The following is a 22720-nucleotide window of genomic DNA, read 5'->3' as shown; positions in this document are numbered from 1 at the left end:
CGCGTCAGACGACGAGCGAGACCAGCAGCACGCCGACCAGGGCCGTGACCGACAGCACCGTCTCCATCAGCGACCACGTCTTGATGTTCTCGGCGACACTGACGCCGAAGTACTCCTTCACCAGCCAGAAGCCGGCGTCGTTGACGTGGGAGAAGAAGACCGAGCCAGCGCCGATGGCGAGCACCAGCAGGGCGGCGTGGGTGGGATCCATGGCGGCCGCGACGGGCGCCAGGATGCCGGCAGCAGTGATCGTGGCGACGGTGGCCGAGCCAGTGGCCAGTCGGATCATCACCGCGACGAGCCAGGCCATCAGCAGCGGGGAGACCGGGCTGCCGGAGATCCAGTCGGCGAGCATGGTGCCGATGCCGGTGTCCACGAGCACCTGCTTGAAGCCACCGCCGGCGCCGACGATCAGCAGGATGCCCGCGATGGGCGGCAGGGAGTTGCCGACCGTGTCGCTGATCTGCTGGCGGGTCATGCCCGAGCCGGTGCCGAGGGTGAAGATCGCGACCAGGGTGGTGATCAGCAGCGCGACCAGGGGCTCGCCGATGAAGTCGAGCACGTCGCGCGTCGGGGTGCCGGCGGTCAGGAAGATGTCGACCAGCGCCTTGCCCATCATCAGCACCACGGGCAGCAGGACGGTGGTCAGGGTGATGCCGAAGCTGGGCTGGCGAGGGGCGATGCCGGAGTGACCGGACTCGTCACCATTGGCGCTGACGAACAGTTCGGGAGCGCCGACCGGCACCCAACGGGCCGCGAACTTCGAGAAGATCGGGCCGGCGACCGCGATGGTCGGGATGGCGATCAGGACGCCGAGGGCGAGGGTGACGCCGAGCTCGGCCTTCAGCAGGCCGACGGCGGCCAGCGGCCCGGGGTGCGGGGGCACCAACGCGTGCATCGCCGACAGGCCGGCCAGGGCGGGGATACCGACGCGCATCAGCGGCTGACCGCTGCGACGGGTCACGAGGATGATCACGGGGATCAGCAGCACGAGGCCGATCTCGAAGAACATCGGGAGGCCGATCAGCGCGCCGACCAAGGCCATCGCCCACGGGATCTGCGCCGGGGTGGCCTTGTTGACGATCGTGTCGACCAACTGGTCGGCGCCACCGGAGTCGGCCAGCAGTCGTCCGATGATGGCACCGAGTGCAATCAGCACGCCGACGCCCGCGACGGTCGACCCGACGCCCGTGGTGAAGCTGGTGGTGATGCCCTTCAGCGGGAGGCCGGCGATGCCGCCGACGAGCATCGAGCCGATGATCAGGCTCAGGAAGGGGTGCAGCTTGAACTTGGTGATGAGCAGCACGAGGACGGTGATGCCGACCAGGGCGGCGGCGACCAGTTGGGTGGCCGCGGTCTCGAGAAGAATCATGTGGGACTCCGGTGTCGCTTCTTGGGTGGTTGTAGGTGGATGGGTCAGGCGAGGGCGGACAGGGCCTGCTCGACGAGGGCGTCGACGCTCTGGGTGAAGTCCAGGGTGGCTCCGGCCTCGTCCGCGTCGAGGGGCTCGAGCGTGGCGTACTGGGAGTCGACCAAGCTGGCGGGCATGAAGTGGTCGGGGCGCTCGGCGACGCGGCGCGCTGCCTCTTCGCGGGGTCCGGCCAGGTGGACGAAGAAGGTGCTCGGAGCCGCGCTGCGCAGCTGGTCGCGGTAGTCGCGCTTCAGTGCGGAGCAGGCAACGATGGCCCCCTGGCTGGACTGATCGGCGAGCCACTCGCCGATGTTGGCGAGCCACGGACGTCGGTCGTCGTCGTCCAAGGGCTGTCCGGCGTGCATCTTGGCGACATTGGCCGGCGGATGGAAGGCGTCGCCGTCGCGGAACACAGCGACCAGTTCGCTGGCCAGGGCCTCGCCGAGGGTGGACTTGCCACAGCCGGCAACGCCCATCACCACCACGAGTGGATGCTCGTCAGTCATGTCGTCTTCCTCCTTGAAGTAACGGGGACCTCGATGTCCGATACGACGAGCATGGGCCTCTAAATACTTTTTAGCAACCCCCTATGTTCAAGTGATGTGATTTTTTATACGATCGTGACATGGCATCGGCGCTGACCTTGAAGGTTCTGGACGAGATCGGACGAGACATCGTCGCGGGCACCATCCCCGCGGGGTCCGTGCTCCTGCTGGACGATCTGATCGAGCGCACCGGCGTGTCCCGCACGGTCGCGCGGGACGCAGTGAAGGTGCTGGAGGCCCAAGGGCTCGTGCTCCCCCGCCGCCATGTGGGCATCGAGGTGCTGGGCGCCGAGCGATGGGACCACCTCTCGGAGAATGTCGTCCGCTGGCGCCTGGACAGTCCCCAACGGTTGGACGTGCTGCACGAGATCAGCCAGGTGCGCAGCAGCATCGAGCCCCTGGCCGCTGGCCTGGCCGCAGCCAACGCGACCGCCGAGCAGCGCCAGGTGATCGACGAGGCGGCGCTGGGCATGCAGCACACCGGCGCCATCCCCGACCTCGAGGCCTACCTGGCCCATGACATCGTCTTCCACCGAACGCTGCTCCAGGCCTCCGGCAACCCCATGCTGGCCTCGCTCGCCTACCTGGTCGAACGGGTACTGGACGCCCGCACCCACCACCACCTGATGCCGGAGCGACCCAACGAGGAAGCGATCCGGCTGCACCGCCGGGTGGCCGAGGCGATCGCCGTCGGCGACGCCGCTGCAGCCCGCGCCCGGATGCGCGCCATCGTCACAGAGGCCGTGGACGCCGTGGACGAGATGGTCTCCGAGCCCCTGTCGTGAACGTCTCCCGAACCCAAGAATCATGAGCAAGGATGTTCCCACCCAACGAAAGGCAGCACCCGTGACCGAGGCAACCACACCCCAGAACCTGGCCGACGTCGGCGTGATCGGCATGGCCGTGATGGGCAGTTCGCTGGCCCGCAACATGGCCCACAAGGGCTACACCGTGGCCGTGTTCAACCGCACCTACTCCCGCACCCAGGAGATGATCGCTGCGCACGGCAGCGAGGGCACCTTCATCCCGTCCGAGCGCCTGGAGGACTTCGTCGCCTCCCTCGAGCGTCCCCGTCGCGTGGTGATCATGGTCGCCGCCGGTGCCGGTACCGACGCGGTGATCAAGGAACTGACCGGGCTGCTGGACGAGGGCGACATCATCGTCGACGGCGGGAACACCTACTTCGAGGACACCATCGCCCGCGAGAAGATCGTCTCGGCAGCCGGGATCCACTTCGTGGGTTGCGGCATCTCGGGCGGCGAGGTCGGCGCGCTCGAGGGCCCGTCCATGATGCCCGGCGGCACCAAGGAGGCCTACGAGGCCCTCGGACCCATCCTGGAGACCATCGCCGCGCAGTACGACGGGGAGCCCTGCTGCACCTACATAGGCACCGACGGCGCCGGCCACTTCGTGAAGATGGTGCACAACGGCATCGAGTACGCCGACATGCAGTTCATCGGCGAGGCCTACACCCTGCTCAAGGGCCTCGGTCTGTCGAACGACGAAATGGCCGACGTCTTCGCGCAGTGGAACACCGGCGACCTCGACAGCTACCTGATCGAGATCACCTCAGAGGTGCTGCGCCAGACCGACGCCGCCACCGGCCAGCCGCTGGTGGACGTGATCGTCGATGCCGCCGGGATGAAGGGCACCGGCACCTGGACCGTCCAGTCGGCGCTGAAGCTCGCCGTCCCGGTGAATGCCATCAGCGAGGCCGTCTTCGCGCGCGCCATCTCCTCGTCCCCCGAACTGCGCGCCCACGCGCAGGCCGCACTGCCCGGACCCGACCAGCGCCTCGAGGTGGATGACCGCGAGGCCTTCATCGACGCGATCCGCCAGTCACTGTGGGCGTCCAAGGTGGTCGCCTACGCCCAGGGCCTGGACGAGATCCGCATTGCCGCCAAGACCTACGGCTGGGACATCGACGTGGCCGCGGTCGCCAAGATCTGGCGCGCGGGCTGCATCATCCGCGCCAAGCTGCTCGACCGCATCAGCAACGAGTACGCGGCGAACAACCTGGTGACACTCCTGGAGGCCCCCTCGATCGTCGAGGGCCTGGGCAACTCGCAGGACGCGTGGCGTCGGGTCATCTCCACCGCCGTCACCGCTGGGGTCCCCGTCCCCGGTTTCAGCGCAGCCCTGGCCTACTACGACCAGACGCGTGCCCCGCGCTTGAACGCCGCCCTCACCCAAGGACTGCGGGACTTCTTCGGAGCGCACACCTACGCCCGCACCGACCGCGAGGGCGTCTTCCACACCCTGTGGTCGGGTGATCGCTCCGAGGTGACGGGCGACGGCTTCGGCCACTGATCCTCACGGCCTACAGTGGGTGACTTTGCTGGCGATTTTCAGCAGCACAGTCACCCACTGTCTGTTGGGTGGCCACGTCGTGCGCGCTGGGACGGCCTGCGTCGCAGCGCCACCAGCAGTGCAGCGACGACCAGCAGCACCAAGGCGATGGCGATGGCCGGATGCTGCCGCCAGGCCAGTGCCAGCGCACTGAAGCCGACGAAGCCCACGGACGCGTAGACCAGCGCCCACACCAGACAGCCCGCAAGCAGGGCCGGCAGGTAGCGCCGCAGGGGCATCTGCAGGAATCCGGCGGAGAAGTTGACCACCGTCTGCACACCCACGGTGAGGAATGACAGCGTCACGACGGGCGCACCCAACCGGTTGATGCGCTCCACGGCGCTCGCAAAGCCGGGGCGGGTCATCACGTCCCCGGCCCGGGTGCGGCGGCTCCCGGTCGCTGCGAAGCGTCCCACGGCGTAGGTGGCACCGGCGCGGGACACGACGACCACGAACAGCGCGGCCACCACCACCGGGAAGGGGGCATCCCACGCGAGCGGGTTCCACCAGTTCTCGGCCATGGGGCGAAGCGTATCCGGGCCGCCAAGGGCACCGGTGCGTTTGACGTAGGCTCGACAAATGGCGCAACGTCCACTGATCGGCATCATCACCAACCTCGAGAACGACCCCAACTACCTGTTCCCCGGGTATCCGCGGGTGACGATCAACGAGGACTACCACCGCTCACTGCTGGCTGCCGGAGCCGTGCCACTGTTGATCCCGCCGTCGCCCGACCTGTCTGCACTCCCCCAGCAACTCGACCTGCTGGACGGGTTGGTGCTCGCGGGCGGATCGGATGTGGACCCGTTGCGCTATGGACAGCAGCCCCGCCTCGAGTGCGGCCTGCCCAACCCGGTGCGCGACACCTTCGAGTTCCGGGCCCTGGAGCTCGCGTCCGAACGCCAACTGCCGACGTTCGGGATCTGCCGTGGGCTGCAGGTGGTGAACGTCTTCCGCGGCGGGACACTGCACCAGGACATCTCGCATTCGGGCAGCACCCAACGACACATGATGGGCGGCAACCCCTCGCTCGGCGCGCACGAGATCACCATCGAAGCTGGTTCCTTCCTTGCGCAGGCCTGGGCCCCACGGCACGACAGTGCCTTGCCGACCCGGGTGCTGGTGAACTCCTTCCACCACCAGGTCGCCGACCGAATCGCCGACAGCCTGCGCGTCGTCGCCCGCGCGGACGACGGGAATGTCGAAGCCCTGGAGGCCACCGACGGGGCTCCCCTGTGGGCCGTCCAGTGGCACCCGGAGATGATGAGCGTCGCCAACGCGTTGTCCCAGAAACTGTTCGGCTGGTTCGTGGATACGGTCGCCGCCCGCCCCTAGGCTTGGTCGGGTGACTTTCGACAATCCCGAGTGGTGGCGCAGCGCCGTCACCTACCAGATCTACCCCCGCTCCTTCGCCGACGCGAACAACGACGGCACGGGCGATGTCCGCGGCATCATCGAGAAGCTGCCCCACCTGGTCAGCCTCGGCGTCGACGCCGTCTGGGTCTCCCCGTGGTACCCCTCCCCCTTGTGGGACGGCGGTTACGATGTCGCGGACTACTGCGACATCAACCCCGATTTCGGAACCTTGGCCGACGCGGACGAGCTGATCGCCAAGGTCCACGAGTTGGGCCTGCGCATCCTGATCGACCTTGTCCCCAACCACTGCTCCATTGACCACCCGCTGTTCCAGAAGGCGCTGGCCGCCGCCCCCGGTAGCCCCGAACGCGAGATGTTCCATTTCCGTGACGGCCTCGGCGCAGGCGGTGACACCCCACCCACCAACTGGGGCGCCCTGTTCGGCGGCTCGATGTGGGAGCGCACCACCAACCCCGACGGCACCCCCGGCCAGTGGTACCTGCACATGTTCGCCCCCGAACAGCCCGACTGGAACTGGGAGAACCCCGCCGTACTCGAGGAGTTCGACCGCATCCTGCGCTTCTGGTTCGACCGTGGCGTGGACGGCTTCCGGATCGACGTCGGCGACTCCATGTTCAAGGCCCGCGAGTGGGCAGACACCCCGATCGACCCCGCCACCGGCATCGGCAGCTGGGAGAAGGTCGACGGCGCACCGATGTGGAACCAGCCGGAACTGGAGATCGTCCAGCGCCGGTGGCGCGAGATCGCCCGCTCCTACGCCGACTCCGAACAGGGCGAGCGCGTCTTCGTCTCCGAGGCCTACCAGCCGCTGCACCACCTCGTCCGCTATGTCGAGCCCGACCGTCTTCACACCAGCTTCAACTTCGAGTTCCTGCAGTGCGAGTGGACCGCCAGCTCGATGAGGACCGTCATCGACGCATCGATCGAGGGCCACGACGAGGTCGGCGCCCCCACCACGTGGGTGCTCGAGAACCACGACGTGATGCGAGCGCCGTCGCGCTATGGCCGCGCGGTGACCGGCCGTCCCTTCACCACGGAGGTCACCGACGAGGACGGGCACTGGCAGGACAAGCTGAAGGAGAACCCGCTGCTCGACATCGAGCTCGGGCGTCGACGTGCCCGCGCCGCCGCCGCGCTGATGCTGGCCCTGCCCGGCGGCGCCTATGTCTACCAGGGCCAGGAGCTCGGTCTGGAAGAGGTGGAGGACCTGCCCGAGGAGGCCCTTCAGGACCCGACCTGGCTGCGGTCCGGCCACACCGACCGGGGTCGCGACGGCTGCCGGGTGCCGATCCCGTGGAGCGGCGAGGCTTCCCCCTTCGGCTTTGGCGTGGACGCCCAGCCGTGGCTGCCGATGCCAGCACACTGGGCTGACCTCACCGTCGAGGCTCAGGACGCAGATCCCGCCTCGACGCTCAACCTGTTCCGGGAGCTGCTGCGCGTCCGCCGCGACCGGGAGGCCCTCGGCGACGGACAGCTCACCTGGAATGACTCATCCGCGGACGTGTTGGACTTCACCCGCGAGCCCGGGTTCCGCTGCGTCGTCAACCTCTCGGACCTCCCGGTGGCGCTGCCCGCCGGTGACCTGCTGGTCGCCACCGAGGAACTCGTGGACGGACGCCTGCCCGGTGATGCGACCGCTTGGCTGGCGGTCTGACCCGGGCTCCAATGCTCGAAGACCGGACGGCGGCCCGTACCCCAGGCCGGGTACGGGCCGCTTCTCCTTGCCCACAAGAGCCCGCAGCAATCGTCCATATTTCAGGACGATTGGACATATCCACCGAGCATGGCCGAAAATTGTGCCATGTGCTTCCGTCAGCTCCCGGCCCCACGTGCGGCCCTGATGCTGGTTCGTCGCGTCCACGTCGACCTGCTGCGCCTCGAGCTCTGCGAGTGTTGATGCCCGCCAGTCGCGTCGTCCGCGGCTGAAGCGGCCCCCTTCGTGACCACCCCGAAGGCGTCCGGTACCACCCCCTCGACACCCCGTCGCCCACGACGCCCGACACGGCGTCGGCCCCCGTCCCGGACCGGCCCGCTGGCCCGGACACCGCAGCACACAGTCAGGACGGTCACATGCCCTCCACGCTCATCCTCTCCGTCCCGCTGCTGCTCAACCTCGACCCCAACCTGGTCATCGCTGGCCTGGTCGTCGGGCTGCTCGTCGGTCTCACCGGTATGGGCGGCGGCGCCCTGCTCACGCCGCTGCTGGTGCTCGTCTTCGGCGTCCCGCCGCTGGCTGCGGTCTCCAGCGACCTGGTCGTCAGCCTCGTCATGAAGCCCTTCGGGGGCGCGGTGCACCTCGCCCGCGGCACCGTCGACAAGGGCCTGTTGCGCTGGCTGGTCACCGGTTCCATCCCGGCCGCCTTCATCGGCTCCGTGATCATCGGCCTGCTCGGGCGCAGTTCCCACGCCGGCCAGGTGCAGGGGGCCATCAAGCTGCTGATCGCCGTCGCCCTGCTTGCCGTCGTCGCGGCCACCATCGCACGGCTGTGGTCAGACCGCCGTGCCCCACGCGTGGACGACGGTGCCCCGGTGGTCGTCCGTCCGCTCGCCACACTGGCCGTCGGCGCGATCGGCGGTCTGGCCGTCGGACTCTCGTCCGTGGGCGCCGGAACGCTGATCATCGCAATGCTGCTCACGCTCTACCCTCGGATCAGCCCGCGCGCGCTGGTCGGCACCGACCTGGTGCAGGCGATCCCGCTGGTCGCCTCCGCGGCTCTCGGCCACGCCCTGTTCGGGCAGGTGCAGTTGCCGCTGACCGCCTCCTTGCTCGTGGGCGCCATCCCGGCCGTCATCCTCGGCGCGCGCTGGTCGTCATCTGCATCGCCACGGGTGACCCGTCCGGTCGTCAGCGCCGTGCTCAGCGCGTCCGCCCTCGCCCTGCTGCACGCCCCGGCGCTGTTGGTCATCGCGGGAGCCTTCACAGCGCTTGCTCTGACGATCGCCCTCCAGTGGCCTGCGCCCGGCAAGACCCCCGACGCCGGGCCGAGCGATACTGATACCAATACCCTCCTGCCCGACCAGGTTCTCGCCAGCGTCGGCCTCTCCCGGGCCAACGACCTCAGAAAGGTTTCCCCATGACCACGACCAGTACTCCGGAACAGGGTTCGCGGGCCCAGGTCCGTCCGCCGCGCGCCGGACAGAGCAACGGCCAGTGGCTCATCGACGGCACCGCGCCGCTCAATGCGAACGAGGTCTTCAAGGCCGAGAGCCCGATCCTGTCGGTGCGTGACCGCATCATCGAGACCTACGCCAAGCAGGGCTTCGATTCGATCGACCCCGACGACCTGCACGGACGCTTCCGCTGGATGGGCCTCTACACCCAGCGCCGTCCCGGGATCGACGGTGGACGCACCGCACAGCTGAGCACCGAGGAGCTCGAGGACCGCTACTTCATGATGCGCGTGCGCATCGACGGCGGGGCCCTGACCACCCAGCAGCTGCGCACCATCGGCGAGATCTCCCGCGACTTCGGCCGCGACACCGCCGACATCTCCGATCGTCAGAACATCCAGCTGCACTGGGTCGAGGTCGAGAGCGTCCCCGAGATCTGGCGTCGGCTGGAGTCGGTGGGCCTGATGACCACCGAGGCCTGTGGCGACTGCCCCCGCGTGATCCTCGGCAGCCCGGTCGCCGGGATCGCGGCGGACGAGATCATCGACCCCACCCCCGCGATCGAGGAGATCCAGCAGCGCTTCATCGGGGACGAGTCGATCGCCAACCTGCCCCGCAAGTTCAAGACCGCCATCACCGGCCACCCGAGCCTGGACGTCGTCCACGAGATCAACGACATCTCCCTGGTCGGCGTGGTGCACCCCGAGCTCGGCCCGGGCTACGACCTGTGGGTGGGCGGCGCACTGTCGACCGCCCCGCGGCTGGCAGAGCGACTCGGCGCCTTCGTGGCCCCCGAGGAGGCAGCCGAGGTGTGGCACGCGGTCGTCCAGATCTTCCGTGACTACGGCTACCGCCGCCTGCGCAACAAGGCCCGGATGAAGTTCCTGCTGGCCGAGTGGGGCACCGACAAGTTCCGCCAGGTGCTCGAGGACGAATACCTCGGACGCAAGTTGCCCGATGGTCCCGCCCCGCTGCCCGCCGCCACCCCTGGCGACCACGTCGGCGTCCACCAGCAGAAGGACGGCAACTTCTACCTCGGTGCCGCCCCGACAGTCGGACGCTTGACCGGCACCCGGATCATCCAGCTGGCCGACGCGATGGAGGCCGCAGGTTCGGGACGCGTGCGCCTGACCCCGCACCAGAAGCTCGTCATCCTGGACGTCGCCGAGGCCGAGGTCGAGCCACTCATCGAGGCCCTGGACGGCATCGGGCTGAGCGTTCGCCCGTCCCCCTTCCGGCGTTCGACGATGGCCTGCACCGGGCTGGAGTTCTGCAAGCTCGCGATCGTGGAGACCAAGGCGAATGCCGAGCAGGCGATCGCCGAGCTGGAGCAGCGTCTGGCCGGCATCGAGCTGGACCGCCCGATCAGCCTGCACGTCAACGGCTGCCCCAACTCGTGTGCCCGCATCCAGACCGCGGACATCGGCCTCAAGGGCCAGATGATCACCGTGGACGGGGAACAGGTGCCCGGTTTCCAGGTGCACCTGGGCGGTGGACTGGCCTCCGATGAGCGCGACGAGGCGGGCCTTGGACGCACCGTCCGTGGCCTCAAGGTGAGCGCCGACCAGCTGCCTGACTACGTCGAACGCGTCGTCCGTCGGTTCCTCGCGGATCGCGAGACGACGGCCGACGGCACCGCCGAGACCTTCGCCCAGTGGGCGCACCGCGCTGAGGAAGGAGCACTTCTGTGAGCACATCGGTGGAGCACGAGCAGCAGGCACCCACTCGTCGGTCGGTCGAGGAACTGCGTGCGCTGGCCGAACAGGGCGAAGTGCTGCTCCGTGACGCGGACGCCGACGCGATCGCCGCCTGGGCCGCCGAGAACTTCGGGGCCAGCCTGGCCGTGGCCTGCTCCATGCAGGACGCGGTGCTGCCGCACATCGTCAGCAAGTACGCGCCCGGCGTGGACACCTTGTTCCTGGAGACCGGGTACCACTTCGCCGAGACCATCGGGACGCGCGACGCGGTCGCCCACCAGCTGCCGATCACGGTCGTCGACGTGCTGCCCAAGCAGACGGTTTCCGAGCAGGACGCCGAGTACGGGGAGAAGCTCTACGAGCGCGACCCCGCCACCTGCTGCCGCCTGCGCAAGGTGGAGCCGCTGGACGAGCAGCTCACCGGGTACGACGCCTGGGTCACCGGCGTGCGCCGCGAGGAGGGCCCCACCCGCGCCAACACGCCCGTGGTCACCTTCGACGAGCGCCACCAGATGGTCAAGATCAACCCGCTGGTCAACTGGACCTTCGACGACCTGATGACCTATTCCGAGGCCAACAACCTCGTGGTCAACCCGCTGGTCTTCGACGGCTACCCCAGCATCGGGTGCGAGCCCTGCACCCGTCCGGTCGCCCCGGGTGAAGACATTCGCGCCGGGCGTTGGGCGGGCTCCGCCAAGACCGAGTGCGGGATCCACCTGTGAGCGTCAGCACCGTGACACCTACCCCCAACCACACCGCGACCCCGACTGATGAGGTGACTGTGACCAACCCCGTCCTGACCGACGTGCCCGCCGCCACGGCCGATGGTGCGCCCAGCACCCTCGACCTGCTGGAGGCCGAGGGCATCGCCGTGATCCGCGAGGCCGTCGGCGAGAGCCGGCGCCCGGTGCTGCTGTTCAGCGGCGGCAAGGACTCGGTCGTCATGCTCCACCTGGCTCGCAAGGCCTTCTGGCCGGCGCCGATCCCCTTCCCCGTCCTGCACGTCGACACCGGGCACAACTTCCCCGAGGTGATCGACTACCGCGACGCCGAGGTGGAACGCCTCGGCCTGCGGCTCGACGTCGCATCCGTCCAGGACTGGATCGACGACGGACGCCTCGAGGAGCGCCCCGACGGCACCCGCAACCCACTGCAGACCCTCCCGCTGCTGGACGCAATCGAGCGCAGCAAGTACGACGCGGTCTTCGGCGGCGGGCGCCGGGACGAGGAGAAGGCGCGCGCCAAGGAGCGCATCGTCAGCCTGCGGGACGAGTTCGGCCAGTGGGACCCGCGCAACCAGCGCCCCGAGCTATGGCACCTGCTCAATGCCCGCCATCGCCCCGGTGAGCACGTCCGCGTCTTCCCGCTCAGCAACTGGACCGAGCTGGACGTCTGGAGCTACATCGAGCGCGAGAACATCGTGCTGCCCGACCTCTACTACGCCCACGAGCGGGAGGTCTTCGTCCGCGACGGAATGCTGATGGCTGTCGGCGAGGTCTCCCAGCCGCGCGCCAACGAGACCGTGGAGCGACGTGTCGTGCGCTACCGCACCGTCGGCGACATGTCGTGCACCGGTGCGGTCGAGTCATCGGCCGCCAATGCCTCCGATGTGGTCGCCGAGGTCGCGGCCACCACCATCACCGAACGTGGCGCCACCCGTGGCGACGACCGGCTCTCCGAGGCCGCCATGGAGGATCGCAAGAAGGAAGGCTATTTCTGATGGGCGCTGAGTTGACGCAGGCGGGGACGACCCCTCTTGAACCCCCCGTACCCCCACGCGCACCCGCTCGCACCCTGCTGCGCCTGGCCACCGCTGGCAGCGTGGACGACGGCAAGTCGACCCTGGTCGGACGCCTGCTCCACGACACGAAGAACGTCCTGGTCGACCAGATGGACGCCGTGGAGCGGGTCAGCAAGGAACGTGGCCTGACCGCCGCCGACCTGGCGCTGCTCACCGACGGCCTGCGTGCCGAGCGCGAACAGGGCATCACCATCGACGTCGCCTACCGCTACTTCGCCACCCCCGAGCGCGCCTATGTGCTGGCCGACTGCCCCGGGCACGTGCAGTACACCCGCAACACGGTCACCGGATCGTCCACGGCCGACGTCGTGGTGCTGCTCACCGACGCCCGCAAGGGCGTGTTGGAGCAGACCCGTCGCCACCTGGCGGTCGCGGCGCTGCTTCGCGTCCAGCACGTCATCGTCGCGGTGAACAAGATCGACCTGGTCGACTTCAGCCAGGAGGTCTTCACCACCATCGCCGAGCAGATCGGGCAGATCGCCGCCGAACTGGGCGTGACGTCCGTGTTCGCGATCCCCACCTCTGCGCTGGGAGGCGACAACATCGTCGACCGGTCGGCATCGACGCCCTGGTACCAGGGCCCGACGCTACTGGAACTGCTAGAGAGCCTGCCGGTGGGCGGGGACGACCAGACCGGGCTGCGCTTCCCGGTGCAGTCGGTCATCCGTCCGCAGCAGGCCAGCCTCGACGGCAACCCCGACTTCCGCGGCTACGGCGGCCGGATCGCTGCCGGTGAGGTGGCAGTCGGGGACGAGGTCGTCGTCGCGAACAGTGGACGACGCACCACCGTGGCCGGCATCCAGTTGGGAGAGCGGGAACTGCAGCGCGCCGCGGCGCCGCTGTCGGTGACCATCCGGCTGGCCGACGAGATCGACATCGCCCGTGGTGACACGATCGTTGCCGCAGCGGACGCGCCACCGGTGGTCCAGCAGTTCCACGCGACGGTCTGCTGGTTGGCCGAACAGCCGCTGGTCGGCCGCACGCGGTTGCTGGTCAAGCACGGTTCGGCTACCAGCCAGGCGATCGTCACGAACATCGTCGGACGCCTCGACCTGGACACCCTGGCCGAGGTTCCCGCCGACCAGCTCGGCCTCAACGACATCGGCACCGTCGAGGTTCGGTTGTCCCAACCGCTGCCCGTCCAGGATTACGCCGAATCGCGCGCGCAGGGCGCCTTCCTGCTGATCGACGGACCCTCTGGCGCGACCCGCGGCGCCGGCATGGCGCGGTTCTCCACCGATGACCGCGACATCGCCTCGGGAACCAGCCCGGACTGGAATCTGTGACCCCAGCCGTGGACACCCTTTCGGTCGGTCATCCTTTCGCTGCGCAGGCCGCGGACGCCCTCGACGTCGCCCTCGACCTGCGCGGACGTCGCGTGGTGTGCGTGGGCGGCGGTCCGGTGACCGTCCGACGGGTCGAACGGCTGGTCGTGGCCGGGGCACAGGTCCGGTTGGTGGCTCCGGTGGTCGAGCCCGCGCTGGCGGCGCTGGCCCAGGCCGGGACGATCGACTGGGTGGCCCGCCACTATGAGGGCCCCGCGGACATCTCGGACGCCTGGTTCGTGCACACCGCGACCGGGACGGGCGTGGACTCGACCGTGGCCCGGGACTCCGAGGCGGGCCGGACCTTCTGCGTCCAGGCGTCCAATGCCGGGCAGGGCAGCGCGCAGGTGCTGGCCTCGCGCAGCGTCGACTCCCCCGCCGGACCGCTGCGCGTGGCCGTCCATGGTGGTGGAGACCCCCGCCGGGCCGCGTCGGTGGCCGATCAGGTGGCTGGTGAGCTGAGCTCCGGCGTGCACGACCTTCGGGCTCGGCGCCGTCGCGTTGGCGTGGGCTGGGTGGCGCTGGTGGGCGGCGGTCCAGGCGATCCGGGCCTGCTGACCCGCGCCGGCTGGGAGGCGCTGCGCAGCGCGGACGTCGTGGTCGTCGACCGGTTGGCGCCCCGTGAGGTGCTCGCCGAGCTGGACCCGGCCGTCCGCGTGATCGAGGTGGGCAAAGCCCCCGGCGCGCACACGATGACGCAGGCCCAGATCAACGACGTGCTGGTGCGTGAGGCGCTGGCCGGGTGGGGCGTGGTGCGCCTCAAGGGCGGCGACCCCTATGTGCTCGGACGCGGCGGCGAGGAGCGACTGCGGCTCGAGTCGGAGGGCGTCCCGGTGCGGGTGATCTCGGGCGTGACGAGCTCGATCGCCGGTCCGGCCGCGGCCGGGATCCCGGTCACGCATCGGGGTCTGGCGACGGGTTTCACCGTCGTGACCGGCCACGACGAGGTCGGTGACCTGCCGGTCCGTGACGACCACACCCTGGTGTTTTTGATGGGCGTCTCGAAGTTGCGCACCATCGTGGCGACCCTGCTGGCGGCCGGGCACTCCCCCGAGACGCCCACCGCGATCGTGGAACGTGCCCACACCTCCTCCCAGCGCACCACCGTCGCCACCTTGCACGAGCTGCCCGAGGTGGCCGAGCAGGTAGGCGTCGAGAACCCCGCCGTGATCGTGGTCGGACGCGTCGTGACCGTCAGCCCGCAGTGGGCCGACCGATGAACCGTCCCTTGATCGTCGTCGCGCATGGGACCGCCGATGAGCGCGGCATCTCAACCCTGGAAGACATCGCACGGCTCGCCGGGGAGCAGGTCGGTGCAGCGACCAGCCTCGGCTACGTGGACGTCTGCGGTCCCGAAGCAGCCGACGTTCTCGCCGGCGCGGTCGCTCCGGTCGTCGTGCCCTTGTTCCTGGGCGGCGGGTACCACGTCCAGGAGGACGTCCCTGAGGCGGCGGCCAAGGCTGCGGACGCGACGGTGACCAGCCACCTGGGTGTCGACGACCTGGTGGCGGATGCCGCGGTGTCGCGGTTGCGGGAAGCCGGATGGGTGCCCGATGCGACGGTGCGCCAGTACGTGCTGGTCGCGGCCGCCGGCAGCCGCCGCGCCTCGGTGCGCGCCGAGGTCGAGGGTCTGGCGGCGCTGGTCGCCCAACGCACGAATGTCGAGACGAGCGCGGTCTACGTCACCTCCGCCCCGGACGGACTGGCGGCCCGAGTCGCGGCCCTGGTCGCCGAGGGTGCACAGGTAGCGGTGGCCAACCTGTTGATCGCACCTGGCTGGTTCAACGACAAGTTGGTCCGGGAGGCGCGCGAGAATGGTTCGTCCGTCGTCGCCGATCCGTTGGGCACCCACCCGTCCCTGATCGAGTTGCTCGCCCAGCGCTACCGCGGCGCCTGAGGCAAGCTCCCCGAACAAGAATCACGATCCCCGAGCCGACGAGGCTGGAACCCCTCAAGTGCGTTCCCGAGCTTGATGCTCCTATTGGGTGCCAGGGGGTTGGGTGCCAGGGGGTTGGGTGGCGAGTTGGTCGCAAAACGGCGGCGACAGGCTCGGGGATCGCTGGCGAGGGCCAAGAAACCCCGCGATGTGATGTCATACTGAAAGTATGAGTGCCACCACGATCAAGGTGCCCGCCGATCTTCGCGACCTGCTGAAGAGGCAGGCCGCCAAACACCAGCGCACGCTGGCGGAGCACCTGGCCGCAATGGCGCGCCGCGAGGAACGCGACCAGCGTTGGCATCAGCTGCGAGGGGAAATGGAGGCCAGTTCGCCGGACGAGCAGTACCGCAGCGAGTTCGAGGACTGGCAGAGCGATGCGTGGCGGTGACCCGATACATTCGTCCGTTGAACTCGCGACGGGCGAGGTCTGGTGGGCGAGCCCGGATGCAACCGTCGGTAGGGAGCAGTCGGGACGTCGCCCTGTGCTCGTGGTGGCCAGCCAGCGCTACCTCGACCAGGTCGACACCTTGGCGCTGGTCGTTCCGCTCACTACTCGAGACCGGGGCTGGTCGAACCACGTGCTCGTAACAGCGGAACCAGCGTTGCCGGAAGCCTGCTTCGCCATGACCGAGCAACTCCGCGCGATATCGCGCGAACGTCTGGTGAGCCGTCTGGGCCGTGCCTTCGAACCGTGCATGGAGGCCGTGCAGAAGTGGCTCGTTGAGTATTTGGTGGAAGACCCGGATCTGCTCCGCTGATGTCCGCGAATCCCTACGCAAGCAGACCGGAGGGACCTCTCGAGAGGTTCGGGGAACGGACCAGGAGAGCTTCCAGCGCCGCACGGGATGCACCGGCGAGCGGAACGGGTCGTCCGGACTCGTCCGCACACACCAGCACCGTCCGACCCCGGGCGTGGACCCGTCCGCCGTGGGGCTGGTCGTGCAGCGGGTCGACCACCTCGGCCGCCAGCGTCACCGACGAATTGCCCAGCGCAGCCACCCCGGTGCGCACCACATAACCTTCGGCGCGGTGCTCCATCTGGGCCAGGTAGTCGACGTCCTGACGGGCCACCAGCCACATCCGTCGCGGACCCATCGGTTCCGGCGCGTCGACGATGCTCCCCTGCCGCGCCATCGACGGGTCGGCCTGCGTGGTGAGCGCGATCCGCGCCTCCTGCAGGTAGTCGTAGAAGCAGACATTGTTGACATGGCCGTAGGAGTCGAGGTCGCTCCAGCGCACCCGGAAACCGAACTCGTGCCCACGGCCCCCCAAATGCACCAAGGGCAGCTTGCGCAGCTCCAGGTCGTCGTCCAACAGGGACGTGAAATGCGTCCGCTCGTCGGCGGTCAGCCGTCGCGGGTGCTGGCGCTCGAAATCGAAGGGGCACAACACGGTGCGGGCCCGGAAGACATCGTGGCCCTCATGGGTGGCGCGGTAGGCCAACTCGAAGCGCGCCGCGCCGACCTTGACCGGCCACAGCTCCACCCGCACGGGTGCGCCGGTGAACTCGACGGGACGTAGATACTCCAGCTGGTGCGCCACGACGACCACGCCGCCGCCCAGCAGATGCCGGTTCGGGCCATTCATCAAGAAGTCCGCGCGCGCCTCCTGCAGGTAGTCGGCGACCAGGGAGTTGTTGACGTGCCCCTGCGCGTCCAGGTCACCCCAGCGCGGCGCCACGTCCGTCGCGAAATGGTCCGCGGTGACCCTCGACATCGTGGCCTGCGCCGCGACCACGCTCAGCCCTCCGCTTCGTACAGCGACTCGACGACGTGCGCGTACTTCTTCGCGACGACATTGCGCCGCACCTTCATGTTGGGCGTGACGCCGCCGTCGTTGACGCTGAACTCGTGGTCCAGGATCGCAAACCGCTTGACCGTCTCCCAGCGTTCCAGACGCTCGTTGGCCCTGGCCATGAAGCGTTCGATGGACGCGTTGATCTCCGGCAGCTGGGTCAGCTCCTCGTAGGTCAGGCCCTGCTTGCCGCGCTTCTTGGCCCACTTGAGCAGCTGGTCCCTGTCCAGGGTGACCAGCGCGACGATGTACTTGCGTCCCTCACCGAGCACGACGGCCTGCGATACATAGGGGATGTTGGCGGCGATCGCCGCCTCCACCTTCTGCGGGGCCACGTACTTGCCGCCGGAGGTCTTGATCAGGTCCTTCTTGCGGTCGGTGATGCTGAGGTAGCCGTCGGCATCCAGCTCCCCAGTGTCGCCGGTGTGGAACCAGCCGTCCTGCAGCGCTTCGGCGGTCTCCTCGGGCATGTTGTGGTAGCCCCTGAAGATCGTCGGACCCTTCAGCAGGATCTCCCCGTCGTCCGCGATCTCGACGTCCAGCCCGGGGGTGACCTGACCGACGGTTCCGAAGCGCTGGTGTGCGGGGTGGTCGACGAAGGCGATGGCTGAGGTCTCGGTGGAACCGTAGCCCTCGAAGACGGTGATCCCGGCGGAGTAGAACCACTCCTGCACCTGGCTGGACAGCTTCGCCGAGCCGGAGATCAAGAACCTGAGGTTGCCGCCCATCGTGTCCTTGAGCTTGCTGAACACGAGCTTGTCCGCGAGCGCGTACTTGCGCGCCAGCAGGGGCGGCATCGGCTCACCGGCCAGTCGGTAGGGGCGCGACTCCTTGCCCACCGCAAAGGCCCAGCGAGCGATCCGTCCCTTCACACCGCTGGACGGGCTGGCGGTCATCACCGAGTTGCGGACCTTCTCGAAGATGCGCGGGGCGCCGCACATGAAGGTCGGTCGGGTCTCCTGCAGGCCAGCGACGATCCGGTCGACGCGCCCGTCGACGGCGGTGGCGAAGCCATATGCCAGCTGGATGCTGAGCAGGCACTTGCCGAAGACGTGCGAGAGCGGCAACCACAGGTATTGGATGTCCTCGGGTCCGTCGATGATTTTGAGCGACTTCATCGACTCACCGATGAAGGTCCACGATTGCTGGGTGAGCTCCACGCCCTTCGGACGCCCCGTCGTGCCGGAGGTGTAGATGAGCGTCGAGAGCGTGTCCGGTCCGGTGGCGTCGATGGCGTCCTGGACGCAGGTCGGCTCGGCCGCCAGCTTCGCACGTCCCTGCTCGCGAAGTTCCCCCCAGGAGATGACGCGCTGGTCGACGCGGTCTGCGGCGGTACGGTCATCCTCGATGATGACGATCGCGCGCACCTGGTCACCCAGTTCGTCGTCGTGCAATTGCACCTTTGCGACCTGGGCCTGGTTCTCGGCAACCAGGACGACCGATCCGGAGTCGGCGAGGATGTGCAACACGTCATGGTCGGTGGTGTTGGGATAGATCGTGGTGGTGGCGCCGCCGGCGCAGGCCACGGCGAAGTCTGCGACGATCCACTCGTAGCGGGTGCTCGCGGCGATGGCGACCCGTTCCTCGGGACGTACACCGAGGGCCAGCAGGCCGGCGGCATACTCATGGGCCTCGGTCTGGAAGGCGTCCCAGGTCACGGTGCGCCAATGATTGGGGCCCTTCGGAGCGCGGTCCGGGACGAGGAAGGCGGTCCGCTCCGGCCCCTTGGCCACCCGCTCGGCGAGCATGGTGCCAAGGTTCGGCGGGCAGATGGCGAGGATATCGTCGCGGACGCTGTTCATGGTGCTCCATTTCAGACTGGTGACCAGCACACACTAGTCGTTGGCCCAGACTCACCGAGGGTGAAGGCCGGTTCGAAGGCCTTTTTGGATAGGCTCCCGCCATGGCATCACCCCAGGACGATCCGGTCTGGTTGACGACCGACCAACAGAAGATCTGGCGCAGCTGGCTGGGGGCCGTTGCGAAGATCGACCGCCATCTCGACGAAGACCTGCGACAGCACGGACTGGACCTGGGGGAGTACGAGATCTTGGTGTGTCTCTCGGAGGCGCCCGACCGCAAGCTGCGGATGAGTGAGCTGGCAGAGGCCGTCCGCCAGTCTCGATCCCGCCTCACCCACGCCGTCAGCCGGATGGAGAAGCGCGGTCTCGTGACCCGCACCTCGGCCCCCGACGACCGGCGCGGCGTGATCGCGACCCTCACCGACGAGGGCTTTGAGCTGCTGAGCGCCGCGGCCCCCAGCCACGTCGCCGCCGTGCGGCACATCCTCGTCGACGCGATGGGCCCGCAACGCTATGCCGAGCTGGGACGTGCCATGGACGCGGTGCTGGCGGTGGAAGACTGAGTGCGTGACCGCGCTCGACGACTTCCTCGCCCAAACCGGTGTTGCTGACTGCACCGACACCTCCACGCTCTCCCGGGCGCTGTACTCGACCGACGCGTCCATCTACCGCGTGGTGCCACAGGCCGTCGCACGCCCCCGCACCACCGACGAACTGCTGACCGTTGCCCGCGCCGCCCTGGCGGTCGGGCTGCCGATCGTCCCCCGAGGCGCTGGCACCTCCTGCGCCGGCAACGCCGTCGGCGAGGGACTGGTCATCGACGTCGCACGCCACCTCAATGGCATCGGGACGATCGACGCATCCGCCCGCACCGCCGTGGTCCAACCCGGCGTCGTGCAGCAGGCGCTGCAGGTCGCCGCCCGTCCGCATGCCCTGCGCTTCGGGCCCGACCCGTCCACCTTCACCCGATGCACCATCGGCGGCATGATCGGCAACAACGCCTGCGGCCCGCGCGCGCTGGGCTATGGCCGCAGCTCCGACAACATCGTCTCCCTGACCGTGCTGACCGGCACCGGGGAGCTCATCACCCTCGGCGAGGGTGGCACCGACGCCGCTCCCCTGCCGGCGTTGCGGGATCTGGTCGGTGCGAACCTGGGAACCATCCGTACTGAGTTCGGCCACTTCCCCCGCCAGGTCTCCGGCTATTCGTTGGAGCACCTGCTGCCGGAGAAGGGTTTCGCGGTCGAGAAGTTCTTCGCCGGCACCGAAGGCACCCTCGGTATCATCACATCCGCGACCGTCCGACTGGTCGCCGATGCTCCGGTGGCGATGATGGTGGCGCTCGGCTACCCGTCCATGCCGGAGGCCGCAGACGCGATGCCGGCGATCCTGCCGTTCAAGCCGACCGCCTGCGAGGGCATGGATCGTCGCATCTACGACGTCGTCGTCCGCAAGGCCGGCGCCGGTGCGGTCCCGCCGTTGCCGGCCGGGGACGGTTGGGTCTTCGTCGAACTCGTCGGCGATGACCTGGCCGAGGTCCGGGCTCGGGCGGAGGCGCTGGTCGCCGCCGCCGGGGCGCTGGAGGGCTGGGTGGTCGACGACAAGGCCCGCGCGGACGTGCTGTGGAAGATCCGCGCCGACGGCGCCGGTCTGGCTGGGGTCAGCCTGGACGAGCCCGCTTGGGCGGGCTGGGAGGACGCGGCGGTCCCGCCGGAACGCCTGGGCGCCTACCTGCGCGAGTTCGACGCCTTGCTGGAGCAGCACGGGCTGCACGGCCTGCCCTACGGCCACTTCGGCGACGGCTGCGTGCACTGCCGCATCGACTTCCCGATCCAGTACGCGGGCGGAGCCCAGGCCTACCGCGAGTTCGTCGAGCAGGCTGCGGCGCTGGCTGCGAAGCACGGGGGGTCGATGTCCGGTGAGCACGGCGACGGACGCGCCCGCTCGGCGCTGTTGCCCGCGATGTACTCCCCGGCCGCGCTGGGGCTGTTCGGGCAGATCAAGAACCTGTTCGACCCGGACAACCTGCTGAACCCCGGCGTGCTGGTCGATCCGCGTCCGGTCGAGGCGGATGTGCGGATGGCGCAGACCATCGGCTCCCCCATCCGGCTCGCCAACCCGGAGTTCGCGGCGGCCGTCCATCGCTGCACCGGCGTGGGCAAGTGCCTCGCGAACTCCACCGCCGGCGGCGGGGTGATGTGTCCCAGCTACCAGGCGACCCGCGACGAGAAGGACTCCACCCGCGGTCGCGCCCGTGTGCTGCAGGAGATGGTGAACGGACGCCTGATCGGTGACGGTTTCCGCTCCCCGGAAGTCGCCGAGGCGCTGGACCTGTGCCTGGCCTGCAAGGGCTGTTCCAGCGAGTGCCCCACCGGAATCGACATGCCCACCTTCAAGTCGATCGTGCTGGACGAGAAGTACCGGGGACGCGTGCGACCCGCCTCCCACTACGCGTTGGGTTGGCTGCCGCGCTGGGGACGGATGGTGACCGCGGTGCCCGGGCTGGGCGCGCTGGCCAGCTTCGCCACCCAGACGCCGGGGTTCAAGCATGTGGTTCGCTGGGCGGCAGGGGTCGACCAGCGACGCCCGATGCCGGCCTTCCGGGCCGGCGGTTCGGCGCGCGCGGAGTTCCGTCCGGCGGTCGGAGCGGGCCAGAAGCTCAAGTCGCTGGGAGGGTCGTCGCTGGCAGGGTCGTCGCTGGCAGGGTCGTCGCTGGGAGCGCTGGCCGCTCGGCGCCGCTCGGACATTGTCCCGGTCGGTGACAAGGCCGTGGTGATCTGGGTGGATTCGTTCACCGACGCCTTCGTCGGTGACCAGCTCGCCGGGCTGGTTCAGACGCTGGTGCGCGCCGGCTACGAGCCGCAGGTGCTGCAGTCGGACGCGTGCTGCGGCCTGACCTGGATCACCACCGGCCAGCTGGACGGTGCGCGCCGCCAACTGCGCCACGCCCTGGACGTGCTGCACCCGATCGTCTCCTCCGGCGTCCCGGTGGTCGGCCTGGAACCCAGCTGCATGGCCGTGTGGCGCTCCGACGCTGGGGAACTTCTGCCGGACGAGCCGCGAGTGGCCGATGTGGCCAACGGCATCTTCACCCTGGCCGAGTTGCTGACCAACACCGAGGGCTGGCTGGCGCCGGACCTGTCCGGTCACACGATCATCGCCCAGCCACACTGCCACCACTCGGCTGTGCTGGGCTGGAAGACCGACGCGGCGCTGCTGGCCAGCACCGGAGCCGAGGTGATCACCCTGGGCGGCTGCTGCGGCTTGGCGGGCAACTTCGGCGTCGAGAAGGGCCATTACGACGTCAGCGTGAAGGTGGCCGAGCACGACCTGCTCCCTGCCCTGCACGCCCACCCGGACGCGATCGTGCTCGCCGACGGTTTCAGCTGCCGCAAGCAGGTCTCCGACCTGGAACAGCGCCGCGCCATGAGCCTGGGTGAACTGCTCGCGACGCACTCCGCGGGTCCCGAGCGGTTCGTCAGCCAAGAGGATCTCTCGTGGTTCAGCGTGCCCGGTCTCCCCGCGTGGCGTGGAAGGCGGCGTGGCACGCGCTGGTGAGGTGACCGCCG

The 22720-nt window shown here is 69.0% G+C and carries 20 protein-coding genes; 15 read left to right on the top strand and 5 right to left on the bottom strand.

Going from position 1 to position 22720, the window contains the following annotated elements; translation table 11 throughout:
- Window positions 1-4: 4 nt before the first annotated feature.
- A complete protein-coding gene (locus tag ABD089_RS06175; RefSeq protein ID WP_343885360.1) occupies window positions 5-1372 on the bottom strand; it encodes a GntT/GntP/DsdX family permease in 1368 nt (455 codons plus the stop codon).
- 44 nt (window positions 1373-1416) lie between these two features.
- Window positions 1417-1917: a gluconokinase gene (locus tag ABD089_RS06170; RefSeq protein ID WP_343885359.1), complete on the bottom strand. Its 501-nt coding sequence runs from the start codon at window positions 1915-1917 to the stop codon at window positions 1417-1419.
- Between the two features lie 119 nt (window positions 1918-2036).
- On the opposite strand from ABD089_RS06170, the gene ABD089_RS06165 reads away from it, so the two are divergent.
- Entirely contained in the window at window positions 2037-2741 is a 705-nt protein-coding gene (locus ABD089_RS06165; protein WP_343885358.1) for a FadR/GntR family transcriptional regulator, read from the top strand.
- A 61-nt stretch (window positions 2742-2802) separates the two neighbouring features.
- Window positions 2803-4266 (top strand): NADP-dependent phosphogluconate dehydrogenase, encoded by a 1464-nt coding sequence (gene gndA, locus ABD089_RS06160; RefSeq protein WP_343885357.1) that lies wholly within the window; start codon window positions 2803-2805, stop codon window positions 4264-4266.
- Between the two features lie 50 nt (window positions 4267-4316).
- Here the strand turns inward: gndA and ABD089_RS06155 are convergent, their stop codons facing one another.
- On the bottom strand, window positions 4317-4826 hold the full coding sequence (locus tag ABD089_RS06155) for a DedA family protein (protein WP_343885356.1): 510 nt from the start codon (window positions 4824-4826) through the stop codon (window positions 4317-4319).
- 58 nt (window positions 4827-4884) lie between these two features.
- On the opposite strand from ABD089_RS06155, the gene ABD089_RS06150 reads away from it, so the two are divergent.
- From ABD089_RS06150 to ABD089_RS06100, 11 genes are all read left to right on the top strand, one after another.
- On the top strand, window positions 4885-5640 hold the full coding sequence (locus ABD089_RS06150; RefSeq protein ID WP_343885355.1) for a gamma-glutamyl-gamma-aminobutyrate hydrolase family protein: 756 nt from the start codon (window positions 4885-4887) through the stop codon (window positions 5638-5640).
- Window positions 5641-5650: 10 nt separating this feature from the next.
- A complete protein-coding gene (locus ABD089_RS06145) occupies window positions 5651-7336 on the top strand; it encodes a glycoside hydrolase family 13 protein (protein WP_343885354.1) in 1686 nt (561 codons plus the stop codon).
- Window positions 7337-7752: 416 nt separating this feature from the next.
- Window positions 7753-8760: a sulfite exporter TauE/SafE family protein gene (locus tag ABD089_RS06140; protein ID WP_343885353.1), complete on the top strand. Its 1008-nt coding sequence runs from the start codon at window positions 7753-7755 to the stop codon at window positions 8758-8760.
- Window positions 8757-10484, top strand: coding sequence for a nitrite/sulfite reductase (locus ABD089_RS06135; protein WP_343885352.1), 1728 nt, complete (start codon window positions 8757-8759; stop codon window positions 10482-10484). The genes ABD089_RS06140 and ABD089_RS06135 overlap by 4 nt, the downstream gene beginning before the upstream one ends.
- The gene (locus ABD089_RS06130) at window positions 10481-11212 is read left to right on the top strand and encodes a phosphoadenylyl-sulfate reductase (protein ID WP_343885351.1); all 732 of its coding nucleotides are present in this window, start codon (window positions 10481-10483) and stop codon (window positions 11210-11212) included. The genes ABD089_RS06135 and ABD089_RS06130 overlap by 4 nt, the downstream gene beginning before the upstream one ends.
- A 59-nt stretch (window positions 11213-11271) precedes the next feature.
- Window positions 11272-12210 carry a sulfate adenylyltransferase subunit CysD gene (gene cysD, locus ABD089_RS06125; RefSeq protein WP_386769104.1) on the top strand — a complete coding sequence of 313 codons (939 nt, stop codon included), beginning with the start codon at window positions 11272-11274 and terminating at the stop codon, window positions 12208-12210.
- Window positions 12210-13577, top strand: a complete 1368-nt coding sequence (locus tag ABD089_RS06120; protein WP_343885350.1) for a sulfate adenylyltransferase subunit 1 — start codon at window positions 12210-12212, stop codon at window positions 13575-13577. The genes cysD and ABD089_RS06120 overlap by 1 nt, the downstream gene beginning before the upstream one ends.
- 8 nt (window positions 13578-13585) lie before the next feature.
- Entirely contained in the window at window positions 13586-14836 is a 1251-nt protein-coding gene (cobA, locus tag ABD089_RS06115) for a uroporphyrinogen-III C-methyltransferase (protein ID WP_343885349.1), read from the top strand.
- The gene (locus tag ABD089_RS06110; protein WP_343885348.1) at window positions 14833-15513 is read left to right on the top strand and encodes a sirohydrochlorin chelatase; all 681 of its coding nucleotides are present in this window, start codon (window positions 14833-14835) and stop codon (window positions 15511-15513) included. The genes cobA and ABD089_RS06110 overlap by 4 nt, the downstream gene beginning before the upstream one ends.
- 208 nt (window positions 15514-15721) lie before the next feature.
- The gene (locus ABD089_RS06105; RefSeq protein ID WP_343885347.1) at window positions 15722-15943 is read left to right on the top strand and encodes a hypothetical protein; all 222 of its coding nucleotides are present in this window, start codon (window positions 15722-15724) and stop codon (window positions 15941-15943) included.
- Window positions 15930-16313 (top strand): type II toxin-antitoxin system PemK/MazF family toxin, encoded by a 384-nt coding sequence (locus ABD089_RS06100; protein ID WP_343885346.1) that lies wholly within the window; start codon window positions 15930-15932, stop codon window positions 16311-16313. The genes ABD089_RS06105 and ABD089_RS06100 overlap by 14 nt, the downstream gene beginning before the upstream one ends.
- Window positions 16314-16326: 13 nt before the next feature.
- Here ABD089_RS06100 and ABD089_RS06095 read toward each other — a convergent pair whose 3' ends face one another.
- Window positions 16327-17292 (bottom strand): acyl-CoA thioesterase, encoded by a 966-nt coding sequence (locus ABD089_RS06095; RefSeq protein WP_343885345.1) that lies wholly within the window; start codon window positions 17290-17292, stop codon window positions 16327-16329.
- Window positions 17293-17294: 2 nt separating this feature from the next.
- A complete protein-coding gene (locus tag ABD089_RS06090; protein ID WP_343885344.1) occupies window positions 17295-19151 on the bottom strand; it encodes an AMP-dependent synthetase/ligase in 1857 nt (618 codons plus the stop codon).
- 101 nt (window positions 19152-19252) lie between these two features.
- On the opposite strand from ABD089_RS06090, the gene ABD089_RS06085 reads away from it, so the two are divergent.
- Window positions 19253-19714, top strand: a complete 462-nt coding sequence (locus tag ABD089_RS06085; protein WP_343885343.1) for a MarR family winged helix-turn-helix transcriptional regulator — start codon at window positions 19253-19255, stop codon at window positions 19712-19714.
- Between the two features lie 4 nt (window positions 19715-19718).
- Complete coding sequence (locus ABD089_RS06080) at window positions 19719-22709, top strand: FAD-binding and (Fe-S)-binding domain-containing protein (RefSeq protein WP_343885342.1); 2991 nt, start codon at window positions 19719-19721, stop codon at window positions 22707-22709.
- Window positions 22710-22720: the final 11 nt, after the last annotated feature.

It is taken from the genome of Luteococcus sanguinis (assembly GCF_039527675.1).
In the GTDB taxonomy this organism is placed as follows: Bacteria; Actinomycetota; Actinomycetes; order Propionibacteriales; family Propionibacteriaceae; genus Luteococcus; species Luteococcus sanguinis.
This window is presented reverse-complemented; position numbering and strand designations above follow the sequence as displayed.

What these genes read in the sequence shown, in the direction of transcription:
- ABD089_RS06175 (WP_343885360.1), bottom strand. Translation starts at nt 1,372, where the DNA reads ATGATTCTTCTCGAGACCGCGGCCACCCAACTGGTCGCCGCCGCCCTG.
- ABD089_RS06150 (WP_343885355.1), top strand. Translation starts at nt 4,885, where the DNA reads ATGGCGCAACGTCCACTGATCGGCATCATCACCAACCTCGAGAACGAC.
- ABD089_RS06110 (WP_343885348.1), top strand. Translation starts at nt 14,833, where the DNA reads ATGAACCGTCCCTTGATCGTCGTCGCGCATGGGACCGCCGATGAGCGC.
- ABD089_RS06100 (WP_343885346.1), top strand. Translation starts at nt 15,930, where the DNA reads ATGCGTGGCGGTGACCCGATACATTCGTCCGTTGAACTCGCGACGGGC.
- ABD089_RS06155 (WP_343885356.1), bottom strand. Translation starts at nt 4,826, where the DNA reads ATGGCCGAGAACTGGTGGAACCCGCTCGCGTGGGATGCCCCCTTCCCG.
- ABD089_RS06085 (WP_343885343.1), top strand. Translation starts at nt 19,253, where the DNA reads ATGGCATCACCCCAGGACGATCCGGTCTGGTTGACGACCGACCAACAG.
- ABD089_RS06120 (WP_343885350.1), top strand. Translation starts at nt 12,210, where the DNA reads ATGGGCGCTGAGTTGACGCAGGCGGGGACGACCCCTCTTGAACCCCCC.
- ABD089_RS06165 (WP_343885358.1), top strand. Translation starts at nt 2,037, where the DNA reads ATGGCATCGGCGCTGACCTTGAAGGTTCTGGACGAGATCGGACGAGAC.
- ABD089_RS06135 (WP_343885352.1), top strand. Translation starts at nt 8,757, where the DNA reads ATGACCACGACCAGTACTCCGGAACAGGGTTCGCGGGCCCAGGTCCGT.
- ABD089_RS06140 (WP_343885353.1), top strand. Translation starts at nt 7,753, where the DNA reads ATGCCCTCCACGCTCATCCTCTCCGTCCCGCTGCTGCTCAACCTCGAC.
- ABD089_RS06090 (WP_343885344.1), bottom strand. Translation starts at nt 19,151, where the DNA reads ATGAACAGCGTCCGCGACGATATCCTCGCCATCTGCCCGCCGAACCTT.
- ABD089_RS06105 (WP_343885347.1), top strand. Translation starts at nt 15,722, where the DNA reads ATGAGTGCCACCACGATCAAGGTGCCCGCCGATCTTCGCGACCTGCTG.
- ABD089_RS06170 (WP_343885359.1), bottom strand. Translation starts at nt 1,917, where the DNA reads ATGACTGACGAGCATCCACTCGTGGTGGTGATGGGCGTTGCCGGCTGT.